We start from the raw sequence: 13,776 nt of genomic DNA, 5'->3' as shown, positions 1-13,776 counted from the left end.
GTCAGGGGGGATTGCTCGGGTCTGAAACCTCTGATCGCTTACTTTAGTCCTTGCAGGGTGTTGTCCGGCCGGGGCGGAAGCAAACTGAACGACTGGAACAGGGCTGGCAGATCGCCCACGCTCTGCTCGATCTGATCGAGGTGGTGCATCACGCTGGCGTCCAGATCCTGTTCGAAGATCTCCCACATCAGCTGCCTACAGAGAGATTGATCGAGGCTGGCGGGGAAGTGGTGCAGCAACCTCACGATGCGGAGGTCACCATCGAGGCGGCAGGGGGGATGGATCTCTCCCGGCCTCAGGCGCGTGAGCAGGCTCCGTAGCTCCGGACCCAGCGCACTGGCCTGCACCGGTCCCACCAGCCCTCTTGTCCAGCGCTCCTCCCCTTCCGAATAGCGGGTGGCAAGCTGGCCGAAGTTGCTTTCACTGATCGCCAGTAATTGGTGGAGCTTGTGAGCCATTTCGACATCACTCAGCTGGATGCACTCATACACATAGCGATCAAAATCTGCTGCCCGCTGGTGGAAATGGTCGCTGGCCCGCTCGTGGAGATTGGTCTCGATCCAACGCCGGAGCCGCAGATCATCCCAGCTCTCTATCAGGGCAACCCGCGTCTCCGCAGAAAGCGTCAGCAGCCACTCGGGATCGAGTCGACTGGGGTAAGGAGGAGGGATGTCCAGATCCTTCATCAACTCGCTGATCACGTCTGCCATGGCGTGCTCAGGAAAGATCACCGATGAGAGCAGATCACTCACGATCCGCCTCCGCAAGGCATCGGCTGTCACCTCGTAGCGCTCCAGCACGGCCAGATCCGTGGCGGGTTGCATCGCCTCGGGCTGAACGGCGACCAGCCCTGCCTGGGGTTGCAGTTCAGACTGCAGCTGCTGGAGCAGGGAGGGGGGGGGCTGGACGCCAGCGTCGGAAACCTGCCAGGCCCGGAACACGGCCACCTGGCGCTCCGGCGCGAGCGCCAGCAGGGCGTCCAACCAGGGGGCCGGGTGCTCCTGAAGCAGGGGCGCCAGCTCTTGCCGCAGCAGGGCGAAACAGGCTGGTAAATCCGCAGGCTGGTGATGCTGCAACAGGGGGCCGAATGCGGCCTCGGCCGCCGCGAGCACCGGCAGTTCAAACAGGCTGCGCAGGCGACCGTGGATCTCCTGCCGCCACGACTGCAGGGACTCTGGACCACTGCTGCGCAGACCCGGGGCCAGGCAGCCGCCCACGGCGGCGATGCGGACCTCCAGGCTGCGAATGTCACTCTCCGCCCAGCGGCCCTGCCGCGCACCTGTGAGCAGCTGTTCCGCGCTCAGCAACGCCTCGCTGATCGCCTCCAGGCTGATGTCATGGCGGGGTGGATCGCACCGCCACAGCAGAGCCATCGTCTGCAGGACCCGAACCTGAAGCTCAGGGGGCAGGGATGGGTAGAGGTCATGCATGCCGGCAGTCAGCCCATGGGATCCAGCCTTGATTCTCGCCGGCGAGTGTGTTTGAGATTAAATCCCAACAGCAGCAACCTGGATCGGGTGTCGCTCCATCGCTTTTACACTCAGCTGCATGGCGCAGCGCGATGAACCCTTCCATGGACCAGGTTGAGCCTGAGGGCACAGCGTTCGCAAGGGACGACCAGCCGTGGGGCAAGGGTCAGGATCAGTCCGATCAGCTGCTTCTCGTCACGCAGGAGCTGGTGGAATCCTCCAATCGGGCTCTGGGTCAGTCGAATCAGAAGCTGGTGGCCCTGGAAACGGAACTGGCGGACATGCAGAGTCGTTTCGAGAAGGTCGGTGGCACGCTGGCGAGCGAGCGTAAAATGCGGATGGCTGCTGAGTCCCAGTTGGCGGCCCTCCTGGAGATCAGCCGCGGTGCCGAGCCGGCCGCTGCCGTTGAGGCGATCACCAGGGCCGACATCCAGGAACTGCTGCGGCGTCTAGATGCGGCACCTGCCGCGGCGAAGGCGCCCGCAAAGGCGGGCGGCGCCTCCGGCCTCTTCGGCATGCTTCTGGCGATGGTCGCCGGTGGCGCTCTCGGAGCAGCGCTGACACTGCTCACGCTGCCGTTATGGGAGGCCGGCCGGCAGACGCCGAAGCGGCTGTTGCCCGACACTTTGAACCAACCCCAGAGTCAACTCCAGGCTCAGAAGACAGGCGGATCGGGCTCGCAACTTCGCCCCAGCAGCACTGCCCCTCCAAGCACCACGGCTCCGGCCAGGGACATCCTTCGGTTGCGCTGCGTGCAACCGTGCTGGCTGGAGGTGACAGAGCTGAACTCCGGCAAGCAGCTTTTCTTCAGTATGTTGAAGGATTCCACCAGCTTCCCGATCGGGGCAGGCCTTGAGGTGTTCACCGGCCGTGGTGATCAGTTGAAGATCCGCATCAACGACGGGCAGGAAACACCCTTCAGCACCCGGCGGGTGGGCAAACGAACGTTCCTGCCGGTGTCGAGGTAACGTGCCAACCAATCCGGGGGCAGAACCCAAGCTGAGCCGACAGCAGCTGGTGCCAGAGCTGCAGCGCTTGTTGGCGTCGGGGGCAAGCAGCCATGACCTGTTGGTGGTGGCCGCCCACTTCCGGCGAATGGAGCTGGAGCAGTGGCTCTGGCGCCATCTTCAGGGTCAGATTGCGGCCGGGCCGTTCCGAGGTCTGCACTATCCAGAACAGGCCCATGGCTCAACCCTGGCGCCAAAGCTGCTGGGCACCTACGAAAAGGAAATTCAGACTGACCTGATGGGTCTTGTGGCCGGAGCCCGCACGTTTCTGAACATCGGCTGCGCCGAGGGGTACTACACCACAGGGTTGGCTGTGCGCGCCGATCGTCTGCAGGTGGTGGGGGTGGACGTCGATCAACGGGCCCTGCAGGCAGCGATCGCCAGTGCCCAGGTCAATGGCGTCAACCAGCAATGTCGATTCACTGCGGATCTGCAAACCGCGATTAGTTGGCTGGAGCGTCTTGATCTGGTGTTGATTGACGTGGATGGCGCTGAGCTGGATGTACTGGCGAGGCTATTTGCCGCTAGCAAAGAACAAGCGCTGAGCAAGGCAACCCTGATCATCGAAACCGATTTTCATGCCGATCAACACTCCAATCGGTCTGAAATCATCGCAAGCCTGGTGGAGCATGGTTTTCAGATTCAAGCCGAACGCAAACAATCCATCCACAACCGATTCAGCGACTTTCCTGACCTGAACTTGCCGCGCAACTTCTTTGATCAGTGCCTGCTGGGTCTGGAAGGACGTCCCGGCGATCAATCATGGTTGATTGCAAGCAAAGCTGAGCGTTGACATCCGTGCCAGATCTCATCCTGATGGCGCAGCATCAGAATGCGGTAATGCTCGGGGACTGGTTGCATCACCTTCAACACAGGCAGAAGCAAGCCGGTGGCAGCAGGCTCAAGCGGGCCGAAAAATCAGACATCCGTGAGCTGATCAGCCTATGGATCTTCGGTATCAGCCTGGTCGAGCGACTGCCGCACAGTGGGCTATGCCCTGCTGCAGATGGGCAAGGTATCCCGCCAGCCATGAGATTGGACGTCACCAGATCCAGCGCCTGGGCCCAGACCGACCAAAACAGCGATGGTCATCCGTTTCCGTTCAGACCTGCCAGATCTCCTGCAGCTCGATCTGAAGCCCGGGGAACAGGGGGCCAGCATCGAGGCTGGTGGCGGCATCCAGCCGGGCAGGCCCATCGCCACCGAGGGCGGGCCACACCTCCACGGCCTGCTGCTCGGGGATCAGCAGCCAGCCGAGCTGGGCGCCGTTGGCCTGGTACGCGGCCATCTTGCGGCGCAGGGCCGTGAGGCCACGGGGCCCTTCGTCGCTGGGGCTGGCCAGTTCCACCACCAGATCAGGGCAGAGGGGGGCAAAGCCACGGCGCTGCTCGGGGGTGAGGGCCTGCCACCGAGCGAGGCGCACAAGCGAGGTATCCGGGCTCAGCACCGAGCCATCGGGTAAGCGGAAGCCCGTGGAACTGTCGAACAGCTTGAAAGGAAGACCTGAGGCTCGAACGGCAATCCAGAGCAGGGCTCCGAGGGCTTGATTCCTGGATCCTGTTTCGCTGCCCGTGGGGGTCATGTGGATCAGCTGACCGCTGGCGTCGAGCTCCAGCACGGCGTTGGGGTTGGCCTGGCACACGAGCGCAAACTGCTCGGGCGTGAGCCGCAGCTGGTCTGGCAGCAGCAGGGGCGCCAGGGCATCGCGGGTGCGGGCCATGGGCACAGGGGCATCTGCCAGCGTCATGGCCAAGAAGCAACCTTGGGGTGAGCGTAGGGCGCCTTGCCGGAGGCCGTTGCCGCTACGCATTTCACCTGCACCTGGCCGCACGATGGCTGCGGGTGATGGTCATCTGTAGCCCAGGGAACAGGGGGCCAGCACCATGCCCACGTTTTCAGCGGTGATGGAGCGCTGCCCTGAGACCGGGCTCTTGGTGGGCCACGTCCCAGGGTTTCCGGGCTCTGATGCGCTCGCTGCTCGACATCAACGTGATCATTGCCCTTTTGGATCGCGGGCATGTGATGCCCAGGGCTGCCCGCCACTGGATGGAGCAGGAGCTTGACCACGGCTGGGCCACATGCCGTCACATGACCGACAGCCACTTTCTGGCGCTTGCCTCTTTTGGCCTCAGCCAGGTGATCACGCTGCTGCGGGATCAGTTCCTGGTCGATGGCCGCTGGCCTGACCTTGATACCAGCTGCTGATGGGCAATTGCGCCTCAGTTGGCTTTGTCCGTTCGTATCTGCCATACTGACAAAGTCAATTCCTGGGGTTGTCGTGATGGTTATGCAAGGGGGGGGCTCTGGCTTGGCGTCAGCAGCCTTGCCGTCAGTGGCCTTGGCGGATGATCCCCAAGCACGGGAGTTGCTGGGTCGCGTCAACCAGCTGGTGCTGCGCAAGCTGGCCTCCCCCGGTGGGCCTGTGCAGGAGATCAGCCATCGGCCATCAGCCGTGGCGCTCGATGATCTGAGCCTGCTCACCGAACTTGTGATCAACGCCTGGCGGCGTGAGCCCGTGCCGCCGCCCCGCGAGGTGCTGCTGCGGTTGCGGGGAGAACAGGCCCTGATGCAGCTGCTGCAGGCCAGTGGCGGCAGCCTCAGCCCGGCTGAGGTCCAGCAGCTGCTCGGCCTCAGCGGTGAAGGGGTGCGCAAGCGGCGCGATCGCAAGCGGCTGCTCGGCTGGCGCCATGGCAAGCAGAGTGTGTATCCGGCCTTTCAGTTCGATTTGGCCGGTGGACGGGTGTGGTCCGGCCTGGAAACGGTGCTGCATCTGCTCGATACCGATAGCGGCCCGGCCCAGCTGCGCTTCTTCCTGAGCCCAGACCCGGAGCTGGGCGACACACCGGCCGCCCTGCTGTGCAGATCGGAACCGGTTGCCGTGGAGGCGGTGAACCGAAAGGCGCGCCAATTTGGCTGCCAACTGGCCCGCTGAGGTGAGCCTGCCGCTGCCCCCGAAGCAGCAGGCCCGTGGCCTGCACTTGCGCGCCATCGCGGCTGGCAGTCAGTGGTTCCGCATCCACCAATGCCGCCATGCCACGGCACTGCATTGGGGCCGCCACGATCAAGGCCGTTGGAATGCTGCCGATGGTGGGTTCGGCGTGCTCTACCTGGCCAACACCCTGGAAATAGCCTTCGCTGAAACCTACGGCCATCAGGTGATGGACAGTCATCTGCCGGCAGGGTTGAAGTTTCTCTCCCGCCTGGAACTGGAGGAACGCTGCATCAGCAGGATCACGGCCACCCGTGACCTACAGGTGCTGGATCTGAGGGGGCCGGCGCTGACCAGATTGAACCTGGATGCCCGGCTGCCCGTATCTCAGGCCTGGTCGCGCTGGTGGCACGACGCGGTTGAGCGGCCCGATGGCCTGCTCTATCCTTCACGGCTGCTCCCCCGTGGCACCAACCTGGCGCTCTACGAACACTGCAGGGATGCCTGGGAGGAGGAGTTGCTGGGTGACCTGATGCATTGGCCAGCCGCCAGCGCTGAGCCCGCCGTACTGGAGATCCTTGATACCCACGGTTGGGGCCTGGTGGGTTGATGTCAAGCTGTCAACCACTCGAGGCAATGCCAGCCAGTTCGCGGATGGAGATGTTGCCAGGTTCCAGGTAGAGCTCCTGAAGGAACTCGGCGGGATGGGATGGGATGGGGTGGGGTTGTGTAGTGCCATTCATGGTAATCCTCGTAATCGAGAACGAATGCGTTGCCATTGAGTGTCTGAGAACCGTTGCGACAGAATGGGTCTCAGGTCATTGGGTGGGCAGGGAGCTATGAGAACTTGGGGCTACGAAACCAATCCAATCCCCAGTGGCATCCCATGCCCGGCTCCATGCTGAGCTGATCGGCCTCCTGCGTCAACACAGTCCGTTTCTTGATCAGCGTCATCTGGTGCTCTTGGCACAGATGGTGACTGGTCTGCTGCTGAGCCAGACGGTCTGTTTCGACCGCTGGAAGAGCGTGTTGCCGCTGGGGAACTGCTTGGCAGCCAGTTGGCAGCGGCGTTGTCAGCGCTGGTTGCTCTGGAATCGGTGTTGCGTGGTTGTGCTCTCCGTGGTGGCCCATGGTCGGGCCATTCCGTTGCTGTGGCACACGCTTGCCAGCGCTTCTGCTGCGAGCAGCGGCCTGCGCGACCCGCAGCGCATCGATCGGCTGTTGCTGATCGTCGCTATCGCTGTGATGGGCAGTCTGCAGGGCTATGCCATCAGCCTGGCTTGCCTGCGCCGTCAGGTGGATCCACACTGGCGGCAGGGTAGGCGCTTTGTGCGGATCGGGCTGGCGACGCTGCAGGTGTTCGTCGCTGATATCAAAGCCAAACTCATGACCTGGATGCCCATCCCCCAGCGGCAACTGGGGCCCTGCATTCCCAGCCGCGGTGTCAGGCTGGCGCCGCCGCAAGCAGCCCTGGTTCACGCGGATTGAACTGCCACCACGATCACAACCTCAGCGCCTCGATCCGCTGCAGCTCGCTGTCGCATGAGCGTCTCGGTTGAGATGTGTCGGTCAATCAGGCCTCTTCCACCAGCAGCTGCTCGACCAACCTGATCTCGGTCTGCGGCTCGCGGCTTGGTTTGAATCCCCCTCCCAGGAGCCCACGAGCCTGCCTCTGTCCATGCCTCCCTGCGTTACCAGCGTGATTGGTCGCTGCGCCTCGCTTTCAAGATCCTGCTGCGCACCGTCTTCGCCCTCTTCTCCTCCAAGGCCTTCTAACCAAACCAGCCTTTACCGTCGCTGCGCTTGCGGCTGAGGCGGCGGGCCTGCTGCGCCGTGAATTGGCTCACGCTCGGGTTGGCGACGAGCGGATCCACGTGGGCCACCTGCTGCCAGAGGTCGCGCCGCGCCCAGCGCACGCTGTGATGCACCGCATCCAGGCGCACCACATGGCACCAGTGACAGGCTCCACACGCCGCGCAGAACAGTTCCTCGATCCACTCATTGCTGAGCACCAGCACCGGGAAGGCCTTGATCACGAGCCGGGCTTTGCCATCCGGCATGCCCCGCTGCTTCAGTTGCTCGGATGTGAGCAGATGGAGAAAATATTTCTTTCCGTTGCCCACCAGTTTCTGCTCGGGATGGGCGGGGCAGAACAGTTCGCGGCGGCGGCTGCGTTGGCGAGGTTTGCGCTGCTGGCCGTCTCCCTGTTGCGCGTGATCACTCCCGGCCTGCATGCTGAGCCATTTCCAGTCAGGCCATCTTGGCGCGAAGGCGGCTTCGTAAAAGCATCAGCGGCCCCGTTTTGGCAAGTGCCCACACCTCAAGGCCCCTTTCATGGCAGCCGCCCCCCCCTGCCGCCACACCCTCGCAAGCCTGGCCCTACATCCTTGGCTGCGGCCGATGTCGTGCCGGGGATTAGCGACGGCTCGATGGCCTTCAACCTCGGCATCTACGGCCGGATGCTGGAGGCAGAGACAGGGTTTTGATCTGAAGCTGTTGCGGCTTCTGGCGCCGGCGGGCCTGGGCCGCAGCGGCTTCTGCCTCCAGCTCAGCCTTGGCCTGGCGGATCTTCTCCAGCCGGCTTTCCCGACGCTGCAGCTGCTCGGGTCGTTCACTGCCACGCTTGCCCTTGCCGTGGCGGCCGTCCTCCTGAGCGTCGATGAGCTCGGCCTTCCTCAGCAGTTCCCGCCTCTCCTGCCTGAGTTGCTGCTCGCTCTTCTCCATGCGCTCGTGGCTCATGACCTTGGCTTCCACCTTGGTGCCGTCCAGCGCCATAGGCCCCATCTGCACCAGGCCGGACTTCTGACAGAGCCTGAGCACCTGCACGTAGCCCCTGGGCTTCTGCGAAGCCGTACAGATCCTCCAATAGCTCCAGGTGCCGGCGTCGGAACTCACTGATCCGTGTGTGGTCCGGCTGCTGGTTACCGCTCAGCACCCGGAAGGGCAGGTCCTCATAGCAGGCTCTCTCGATCTTTCGTGACAGACGGCAAGCCGACGCAGTAGGCGTACAGAAGCAGCACAACCGGGACCGCTGATCTCGAAACTGCCTCCATCAGCTGCGCGATATGCCTAGCGCTTGAGGGGTCTGGTGGTTGGCTGATCCGCATCTGGCAGCGAACCCATCGCTAAGCTGCAGATGACCAACAGACCAGATGACTATGCGTACGGTTGGTTTGGCCGAGGCCAAGGCCCAGCTTTCGGCGTTACTGGATGCGGTGGAAGCTGGCGATGAAGTGGTGATCACCAGGCGTGGTCAGGCAGTGGCGCGGTTGGTGCGCGAAGGGCAGGGGCCCCAGTCTGAGGTTGCTCTGCCTTGGCCGCAGCGGCTGCGCCGTTTCCATGCGGGTCAGCCCAGCCTGGCCGTTAGTGCTGTGGAGCTGGTGCGTGAGTTGCGGGAGGAGGCGTGATCGCCGCTGGAAGCCCTGCGCCGGTTTATCTGGATAGCTGTGTGGTGCTGTCACTGTTTCTTGCTGATAGCGGCTATGGCGCAGCTGAGCGGTGGCTACTGGCCCAGGCTGATCAGGCCCTGTGGGTGAGCCACTGGGTGTTGATGGAGTTTTCCGATGTGGTGGCGTTATGCCTGCGCCGCGGTGAGCTCACGGCCCAACGCGGCCGGGCCATTCATGCCGAATTTGAGTGTTTCCGGCAGGAGCGGCTGGGCTTGCTCGAGCCGCGTGGCGCGGACTATCTCCAGGCGCGCCAGTGGTTGCAGGAGTTCAAAGGGCCGCCGCTGCGCAGTGGTGATGCCCTGCATCTGGCCATCGCCAAGCGCCAAAGCCTCACGATGGCCAGCGCCGATCAAGGGTTGGTCAAGGCTGCCGAGGCCCTGGGCCTGCCCTTTCAGCTGATCGCCTAGTGGGGCGAGTCGCCACCGGGCCGGCGCACGCCCTCCTGAATCCCCTTGGCCAGTCATCTCGCTGCGGCTGGCCGTTGGGGTTGGGGTTCTGTGCCGTTCCCAGATGGTTGCCCTGCCGCTTCTTTCCATTGGATAAGCAGGAGCCGGGCTTTGGCTACGCCTCATGCCGAATCCCCGAGCGCAGTCAGAAAATCGGCGACAGATTGACCGAAGTCGCGGTGATCGCCAGTGAGCTACACAGTGGCTTTGCAAGCGTGGGCAGCTCTGTAAATCGGCCAATCTTGCTGAGCTGACGACTGAACTCAGGTAAGCCAACAGGAGCTTTGCGTTCGAGGTTGCGGCGTGCTTCTTCCCTGGCGTAGGCGCTTGAGGATCTGCTGGCGTTCCTGGTCTGAGAGGGCATCAGCCTGATCCCAGGCGGCGATGTCTTCATCGCTGTACAACTCCACCTCCAGCACGGCTGCTGGCTTGAGTCGCAGCTCACCGCCACAGTCTTCCACGATCACCGCGCCACCCGGTTCGATGCCCAGGTGCCTGTGCATTTCGGCGGGCAAGGTGATCTGGCCACGGCTCGACACCGTGAGCACCTCGCGCAGGGAGGCACGCTGGGGAACTTGTGCAAGGGGTCTAGGGCTTGTGTCGGTCATATCCGGCAGGTAGCGGTTGCGGGCGGCGCGCTTGGCTTGGCCGTAGGCCGTGGTGGGGTTCGGCCAGGGCGGCAGCTTCAGACCGCCCAGATCTCCTCGAGGCGCAACTGCAGATCCGGGAATTCGGAACCAGCCTCCAGCAGAGTGATTGCTTCAAGGCGCTGGGGCTCGCCGCTGGCGGGCCAGACCTCCACAGCCTGTTGGTGGGGGATGAGCAACCAGCCGAGCCGGGCACCGTTGGCCTGGTAGGCAGCCATTTTGCTGCGCAGGGCCGTGAGGCCGCGGGGACCTTCGTCGCTGGGGCTGGCCAGTTCCACCACCAGATCAGGGCAGAGGGGGGCAAAGCCGCGGCGCTGCTCGGGGGTCAGGGCCTGCCAACGATCGAGACGCACCAAGGAGGCGTCGGGGCTGAGCACGGAGTCGTCGGGCAGGCGGAAGCCAGTGGAACTAGCAAACGCCTTCCAGGTGGTGCCTGATCGGGCGAAGCGCTGGAGCTGGAACGCCAGTTCGATGTTGCGCCCTCCGGTTTCGCTTCCGGTGGGCGTCATCGCCAGCACCTGGCCATCGGAGGCGAGTTCCAGCACGGCCTCACGGTTCTCGGCACACAGACGTGCAAACTGCTCGGGCGTGAGCCGCATGTCGGTGGGAAACCGTAGCGGAGCCAGGGCATGGAAGGGAGTGGTTGACCCGGGTGTGAGTGGGCTGGCAGAGATGGTCATCACACCAAGCCGTTGGACTGCTTCAGGGTAGGGCGCATCCAGACTCACGGTTCAGCTTCAGACCGCCCAGATCTCCTCGAGGCGCAACTGCAGATCCGGGAATTCGGGACCAGCCTCCAGCTGAGTGATTGCTTCAAAGCGCTGGGGATCACCGCTGGCTGGCCAGACCTCCACAGTGTGCTGGTGGGGGATGAGCAGCCAGCCGAGACAGGCGCCGTTGGCCTGGTAGGCAGCCATCTTGCTGCGCAGGGCCGTGAGGCCGCGGGGACCTTCGTCGCTGGGGCTGGCCAGTTCCACCACCAGATCTGGACAGAGGGGGGCAAAGCTGCGGCGCTGCTCGGGGGTCAGGGCCTGCCAACGATCGAGACGCACCAAGGAGGCGTCGGGGCTGAGCACGGAGTCGTCGGGCAGACGGAAACCCGTGGAACTGCCGAACACCTTCCAGCCACCCTGCTGGTCGGCCCAGAGGAGCAGACGCATCTCAAGGCGGGAATTGCGGGCGCCGGTTTCACCGCCTGTCGGCGTCATCACGATCAGGCTGCCATCGGCAGCCAACTCCAGCACAGCCTCTCGATTTTCAGCGCAGAGCTGGGCGAACTGCTCTGGCGTGAGGCGCAGGTCGGGCGGAACCCGTAGCGGGGCCAGGGCATGAAAGGGAGTGGTTAGCTCGGATGCGGCTCGGCTAGCAGAGATGGTCATCGCTCCAAGCCATGGGGTCGTTTCAGGGTAGGGCCGAATCAGGCTGGAGCCGCTTGTGCAGCCGCGCCGGAGCGGCGGATGGCTTCCGCCAAGGGAACGGTGACGCTAAGGCTGAGCTGCTGCTTGGCTTTGCGGATATCGGGCACGTAGCGGTTGCGGGCGGCGCCGGGGTTGGGCTGGCCCAGGATGTGTGCGGTTCCAGGCCGTGCTGGGTTCGGCCAATGAAGGTATCCCGCCTGTCGGATGGTGGCTGCGGGTGGTGTGGCACCTGAGAGCTACGAAATTGGACGTCAATAAAATAATGCCAGCAGCCGGTAGTCAGCTCACCCGCCTCAAATACCCATCAGGCGCCACGCTAATCAGCAGCTTGTTATCAATATCCTTATCGATCTCGAACTCAGGGTCGGTCTTCCACCACAGTGTCGAACACGATGCAGTAGCTGCCGACGGACACCAGCACCCGATCGACGCCATCGGCATGGCTGCGCATTTTTTGGATGATCTCGGGGGCGATTGAGGACCCCTTAATTAGCTCCATCTTGAAGTGCAGGATACTGCCCGCCGCTTCGCGATCGGGGTCGGGGGGGCAGCAGCTGGAGCTCGGCGTCGAGCCATAGATCAGCTCCCGCGCCTGCGCAAGGAAATGCACGCCCAGACCTCTCTCCTCTAGGAGTCTTACCAGCAGGCGGAGGTATTGAGCCCGCCCCTCGAAGCGGCTGAACGCAGGAGACACAACCATTTCGCACAGCAGAACTATGCTGGGTTGATGATCCGCTCCTTCCGATGTCCCGATACCAAGCGGCTGGCTCAGGGATGGGCGGTGCCACGGTTCCAGGCGTTCGAGCGAGTGGCCCGCCGCAAGCTCAGGCAACTGGAGATTGCTGTCTGTCTCGACGACCTGCGGATCCCTCCAGGCAACCGGCTGGAACCCTTGCGAGGTGATCGGGCAGGTCAACACAGCATCCGCATCAACGACCAGTACCGCCTGTGCTTTCTCTGGTCGGACGCTGGCCCTGAAGCCGTTGAAATCGTTGATTACCACTGATGAACCCTATGGACCGCCTCACACCCATCACCCCTGGCGAACTGCTTGATGAGGAGTTTTTGCAGCCTCTCGGCGTCAGCCAGTACCGGCTAGCCAAGGCAATCGATGTGCCTGCATCGCGGATCAGTGAGATCGTGGCGGGCCGTCGCGCCATCAGCGCCGATACGGATCTGCGCCTCTGCCGTTTTCTGGGATTGAGCCCTGGCTACTGGCTGCGCGCCCAGGCCGCCCATGACACCGAGGTGGCCAGCGCTGAGCTGGCTGAAGAGATTGAACGAATTGAGCCCCTGGTGGCCAACTAAATCTACAAATGTGGTCCGATAACGACAGATGCTGCTAACACAGAGCTATTAAGCGCATACAAAGCCTTATTTGCATTCCAGCAATACAGAGTAAGCAAGCTAAATCTCAGGCTCGGCCTCTACTCTAAGCGATATGCGGTATTTGAGCAATTTCTGGTATTCACTAAGGTTGTATGCGAATCAAGCTGGCAGGAATGGGTTGAGCACGAGAGTGATCAAGGTTCCGGCAAAATCAGAGATGCTTACGCAAAAGTGATGACGGCCCGAGAAGAAGCAGAGTTTTTATTCGATTCCAGCGATGAAACCACCAGACAATAGACAAGGCTAGATCAGAAAGTCTGCATGTCGGACTATGGATGAGAAACTCAAATAACCTGACCATGGCCGAGGATCAGAAACGAGTACTTTCAGATAGGCACAAGGAAGCTTTGGCCAATATTGATCATGCAAAGTCATCTCTGAGGGGCAAGCTAGAAAGATATCTTTCATTTCGATATGTACTGCCCTAAAGTGAATGGCCCGAAGGAAGGGCCTACTATTCCAATCAGATGATTTCCTCGCAAAGCCAGAAGCGTCTATTTATTCATGTTTTATTACTCGACTGGAGCTGGCTTACCCTCGTCAAGTACCCATCCGGCGCCACACTAATCAACAGCTTGTTGTCGATGTCCTTATCGATCTCAAACTCAGGATGGCTCTTGAGCCACTCATGAACGGCCGTTTTGGGATTGTTGCTGACGTCCCAGGGGCGATCGGGGAAGGAGCCGGCGGGTAGGTCTTCAATAGCTGTATCGAACACGATGCAGTAGCTGCCGACGGACACTAGATCGGCATAGGCATTCAACTCAGCCAACACATGCTCATGCGCTGACTGCCCGACACAAGTCTGAGAACCCTTGCGACAGAATGGGTCTCAGTCAATGGGGTGGGCAGGGAGCCATGGGAGCTTGGGGCTGCGAAACCAATCCAATCCCCTGTGGATCCCCAGACCCGTCTCCATCGTGAGCTGATCGGCCTCCTGCGTCAACACAGCGCCTTCTGCGACCAGCGGCACTTGCTGCTGTTGGGCTGGATGGTCGCCGGGTTGCTGCTGAGTCAGACGG

General features: G+C 62.4%; 19 protein-coding genes. 10 read left to right on the top strand and 9 right to left on the bottom strand.

Annotated elements, in window-relative coordinates:
• Positions 1-38: 38 nt before the first annotated feature.
• Positions 39-1,373, bottom strand: a complete 1,335-nt coding sequence (locus KBZ33_RS10185) for a DUF445 domain-containing protein (RefSeq protein ID WP_255011714.1) — start codon at positions 1,371-1,373, stop codon at positions 39-41.
• A 200-nt stretch (positions 1,374-1,573) separates the two neighbouring features.
• Here KBZ33_RS10185 and KBZ33_RS10180 point away from each other — a divergent pair, with 200 nt between their 5' ends.
• Positions 1,574-2,437 (top strand): DUF4115 domain-containing protein, encoded by an 864-nt coding sequence (locus KBZ33_RS10180; RefSeq protein WP_254952574.1) that lies wholly within the window; start codon positions 1,574-1,576, stop codon positions 2,435-2,437.
• 49 nt (positions 2,438-2,486) lie between these two features.
• A complete protein-coding gene (locus KBZ33_RS10175) occupies positions 2,487-3,269 on the top strand; it encodes a methyltransferase domain-containing protein (protein WP_255011711.1) in 783 nt (260 codons plus the stop codon).
• A 309-nt stretch (positions 3,270-3,578) separates the two neighbouring features.
• On the opposite strand, the gene KBZ33_RS10170 is transcribed toward KBZ33_RS10175, so the two are convergent.
• Positions 3,579-4,223: a Uma2 family endonuclease gene (locus tag KBZ33_RS10170; protein WP_255011708.1), complete on the bottom strand. Its 645-nt coding sequence runs from the start codon at positions 4,221-4,223 to the stop codon at positions 3,579-3,581.
• Between the two features lie 218 nt (positions 4,224-4,441).
• Between KBZ33_RS10170 and KBZ33_RS10165 the strand changes: the two genes are divergently transcribed.
• From KBZ33_RS10165 to KBZ33_RS10150, 4 genes are all read left to right on the top strand, one after another.
• On the top strand, positions 4,442-4,681 hold the full coding sequence (locus KBZ33_RS10165) for a hypothetical protein (protein WP_254952579.1): 240 nt from the start codon (positions 4,442-4,444) through the stop codon (positions 4,679-4,681).
• Between the two features lie 118 nt (positions 4,682-4,799).
• A complete protein-coding gene (locus KBZ33_RS10160) occupies positions 4,800-5,408 on the top strand; it encodes a hypothetical protein (RefSeq protein WP_255011706.1) in 609 nt (202 codons plus the stop codon).
• A gap of 1 nt (position 5,409) precedes the next feature.
• Complete coding sequence (locus KBZ33_RS10155) at positions 5,410-6,015, top strand: RES family NAD+ phosphorylase (RefSeq protein ID WP_254952583.1); 606 nt, start codon at positions 5,410-5,412, stop codon at positions 6,013-6,015.
• A gap of 494 nt (positions 6,016-6,509) precedes the next feature.
• On the top strand, positions 6,510-6,893 hold the full coding sequence (locus tag KBZ33_RS10150) for a hypothetical protein (RefSeq protein ID WP_255011703.1): 384 nt from the start codon (positions 6,510-6,512) through the stop codon (positions 6,891-6,893).
• Between the two features lie 284 nt (positions 6,894-7,177).
• On the opposite strand, the gene KBZ33_RS10145 is transcribed toward KBZ33_RS10150, so the two are convergent.
• Positions 7,178-7,639 carry a hypothetical protein gene (locus KBZ33_RS10145; RefSeq protein ID WP_254952585.1) on the bottom strand — a complete coding sequence of 154 codons (462 nt, stop codon included), beginning with the start codon at positions 7,637-7,639 and terminating at the stop codon, positions 7,178-7,180.
• 202 nt (positions 7,640-7,841) lie between these two features.
• A complete protein-coding gene (locus KBZ33_RS10140; protein WP_254952587.1) occupies positions 7,842-8,300 on the bottom strand; it encodes a hypothetical protein in 459 nt (152 codons plus the stop codon).
• 257 nt (positions 8,301-8,557) lie between these two features.
• On the opposite strand from KBZ33_RS10140, the gene KBZ33_RS10135 reads away from it, so the two are divergent.
• Complete coding sequence (locus tag KBZ33_RS10135; protein ID WP_254952588.1) at positions 8,558-8,812, top strand: type II toxin-antitoxin system Phd/YefM family antitoxin; 255 nt, start codon at positions 8,558-8,560, stop codon at positions 8,810-8,812.
• Positions 8,809-9,261 (top strand): type II toxin-antitoxin system VapC family toxin, encoded by a 453-nt coding sequence (locus KBZ33_RS10130; protein ID WP_254952590.1) that lies wholly within the window; start codon positions 8,809-8,811, stop codon positions 9,259-9,261. The genes KBZ33_RS10135 and KBZ33_RS10130 overlap by 4 nt, the downstream gene beginning before the upstream one ends.
• A gap of 302 nt (positions 9,262-9,563) precedes the next feature.
• Here the strand turns inward: KBZ33_RS10130 and KBZ33_RS10125 are convergent, their stop codons facing one another.
• The 4 genes from KBZ33_RS10125 to KBZ33_RS10110 form a co-directional block, all read right to left on the bottom strand.
• Complete coding sequence (locus KBZ33_RS10125) at positions 9,564-9,908, bottom strand: AbrB/MazE/SpoVT family DNA-binding domain-containing protein (protein ID WP_254952591.1); 345 nt, start codon at positions 9,906-9,908, stop codon at positions 9,564-9,566.
• A 77-nt stretch (positions 9,909-9,985) separates the two neighbouring features.
• Complete coding sequence (locus KBZ33_RS10120; RefSeq protein ID WP_254952592.1) at positions 9,986-10,627, bottom strand: Uma2 family endonuclease; 642 nt, start codon at positions 10,625-10,627, stop codon at positions 9,986-9,988.
• A gap of 57 nt (positions 10,628-10,684) precedes the next feature.
• Positions 10,685-11,326, bottom strand: coding sequence for a Uma2 family endonuclease (locus tag KBZ33_RS10115; RefSeq protein WP_254952593.1), 642 nt, complete (start codon positions 11,324-11,326; stop codon positions 10,685-10,687).
• 318 nt (positions 11,327-11,644) lie between these two features.
• Positions 11,645-11,800: a cephalosporin hydroxylase family protein gene (locus KBZ33_RS10110; protein ID WP_255011747.1), complete on the bottom strand. Its 156-nt coding sequence runs from the start codon at positions 11,798-11,800 to the stop codon at positions 11,645-11,647.
• 292 nt (positions 11,801-12,092) lie between these two features.
• Between KBZ33_RS10110 and KBZ33_RS10105 the strand changes: the two genes are divergently transcribed.
• Entirely contained in the window at positions 12,093-12,371 is a 279-nt protein-coding gene (locus KBZ33_RS10105; protein WP_254952601.1) for a type II toxin-antitoxin system RelE/ParE family toxin, read from the top strand.
• Between the two features lie 8 nt (positions 12,372-12,379).
• Positions 12,380-12,673 (top strand): HigA family addiction module antitoxin, encoded by a 294-nt coding sequence (locus tag KBZ33_RS10100; protein ID WP_255011701.1) that lies wholly within the window; start codon positions 12,380-12,382, stop codon positions 12,671-12,673.
• A gap of 583 nt (positions 12,674-13,256) precedes the next feature.
• Here KBZ33_RS10100 and KBZ33_RS10095 read toward each other — a convergent pair.
• Positions 13,257-13,529, bottom strand: coding sequence for a cephalosporin hydroxylase family protein (locus KBZ33_RS10095; RefSeq protein ID WP_254952596.1), 273 nt, complete (start codon positions 13,527-13,529; stop codon positions 13,257-13,259).
• Between the last annotated feature and the right edge of the window lie 247 nt (positions 13,530-13,776).

The sequence above is a fragment of the Cyanobium sp. Cruz-8D1 genome (assembly GCF_024345975.1).
GTDB lineage: Bacteria > Cyanobacteriota > Cyanobacteriia > PCC-6307 > Cyanobiaceae > Cyanobium.
Note: the sequence above shows the minus strand (reverse complement) of the source record. Positions and strands in the feature narration are given on the sequence as shown.

What these genes read in the sequence shown, in the direction of transcription:
- KBZ33_RS10185 (WP_255011714.1), bottom strand. Translation starts at nt 1,373, where the DNA reads ATGGCTCTGCTGTGGCGGTGCGATCCACCCCGCCATGACATCAGCCTG.
- KBZ33_RS10180 (WP_254952574.1), top strand. Translation starts at nt 1,574, where the DNA reads ATGGACCAGGTTGAGCCTGAGGGCACAGCGTTCGCAAGGGACGACCAG.
- KBZ33_RS10170 (WP_255011708.1), bottom strand. Translation starts at nt 4,223, where the DNA reads ATGACGCTGGCAGATGCCCCTGTGCCCATGGCCCGCACCCGCGATGCC.
- KBZ33_RS10165 (WP_254952579.1), top strand. Translation starts at nt 4,442, where the DNA reads ATGCGCTCGCTGCTCGACATCAACGTGATCATTGCCCTTTTGGATCGC.
- KBZ33_RS10145 (WP_254952585.1), bottom strand. Translation starts at nt 7,639, where the DNA reads ATGCAGGCCGGGAGTGATCACGCGCAACAGGGAGACGGCCAGCAGCGC.
- KBZ33_RS10135 (WP_254952588.1), top strand. Translation starts at nt 8,558, where the DNA reads ATGACTATGCGTACGGTTGGTTTGGCCGAGGCCAAGGCCCAGCTTTCG.
- KBZ33_RS10125 (WP_254952591.1), bottom strand. Translation starts at nt 9,908, where the DNA reads ATGACCGACACAAGCCCTAGACCCCTTGCACAAGTTCCCCAGCGTGCC.
- KBZ33_RS10120 (WP_254952592.1), bottom strand. Translation starts at nt 10,627, where the DNA reads ATGACCATCTCTGCCAGCCCACTCACACCCGGGTCAACCACTCCCTTC.
- KBZ33_RS10115 (WP_254952593.1), bottom strand. Translation starts at nt 11,326, where the DNA reads ATGACCATCTCTGCTAGCCGAGCCGCATCCGAGCTAACCACTCCCTTT.
- KBZ33_RS10110 (WP_255011747.1), bottom strand. Translation starts at nt 11,800, where the DNA reads ATGGCGTCGATCGGGTGCTGGTGTCCGTCGGCAGCTACTGCATCGTGT.
- KBZ33_RS10105 (WP_254952601.1), top strand. Translation starts at nt 12,093, where the DNA reads ATGATCCGCTCCTTCCGATGTCCCGATACCAAGCGGCTGGCTCAGGGA.
- KBZ33_RS10100 (WP_255011701.1), top strand. Translation starts at nt 12,380, where the DNA reads ATGGACCGCCTCACACCCATCACCCCTGGCGAACTGCTTGATGAGGAG.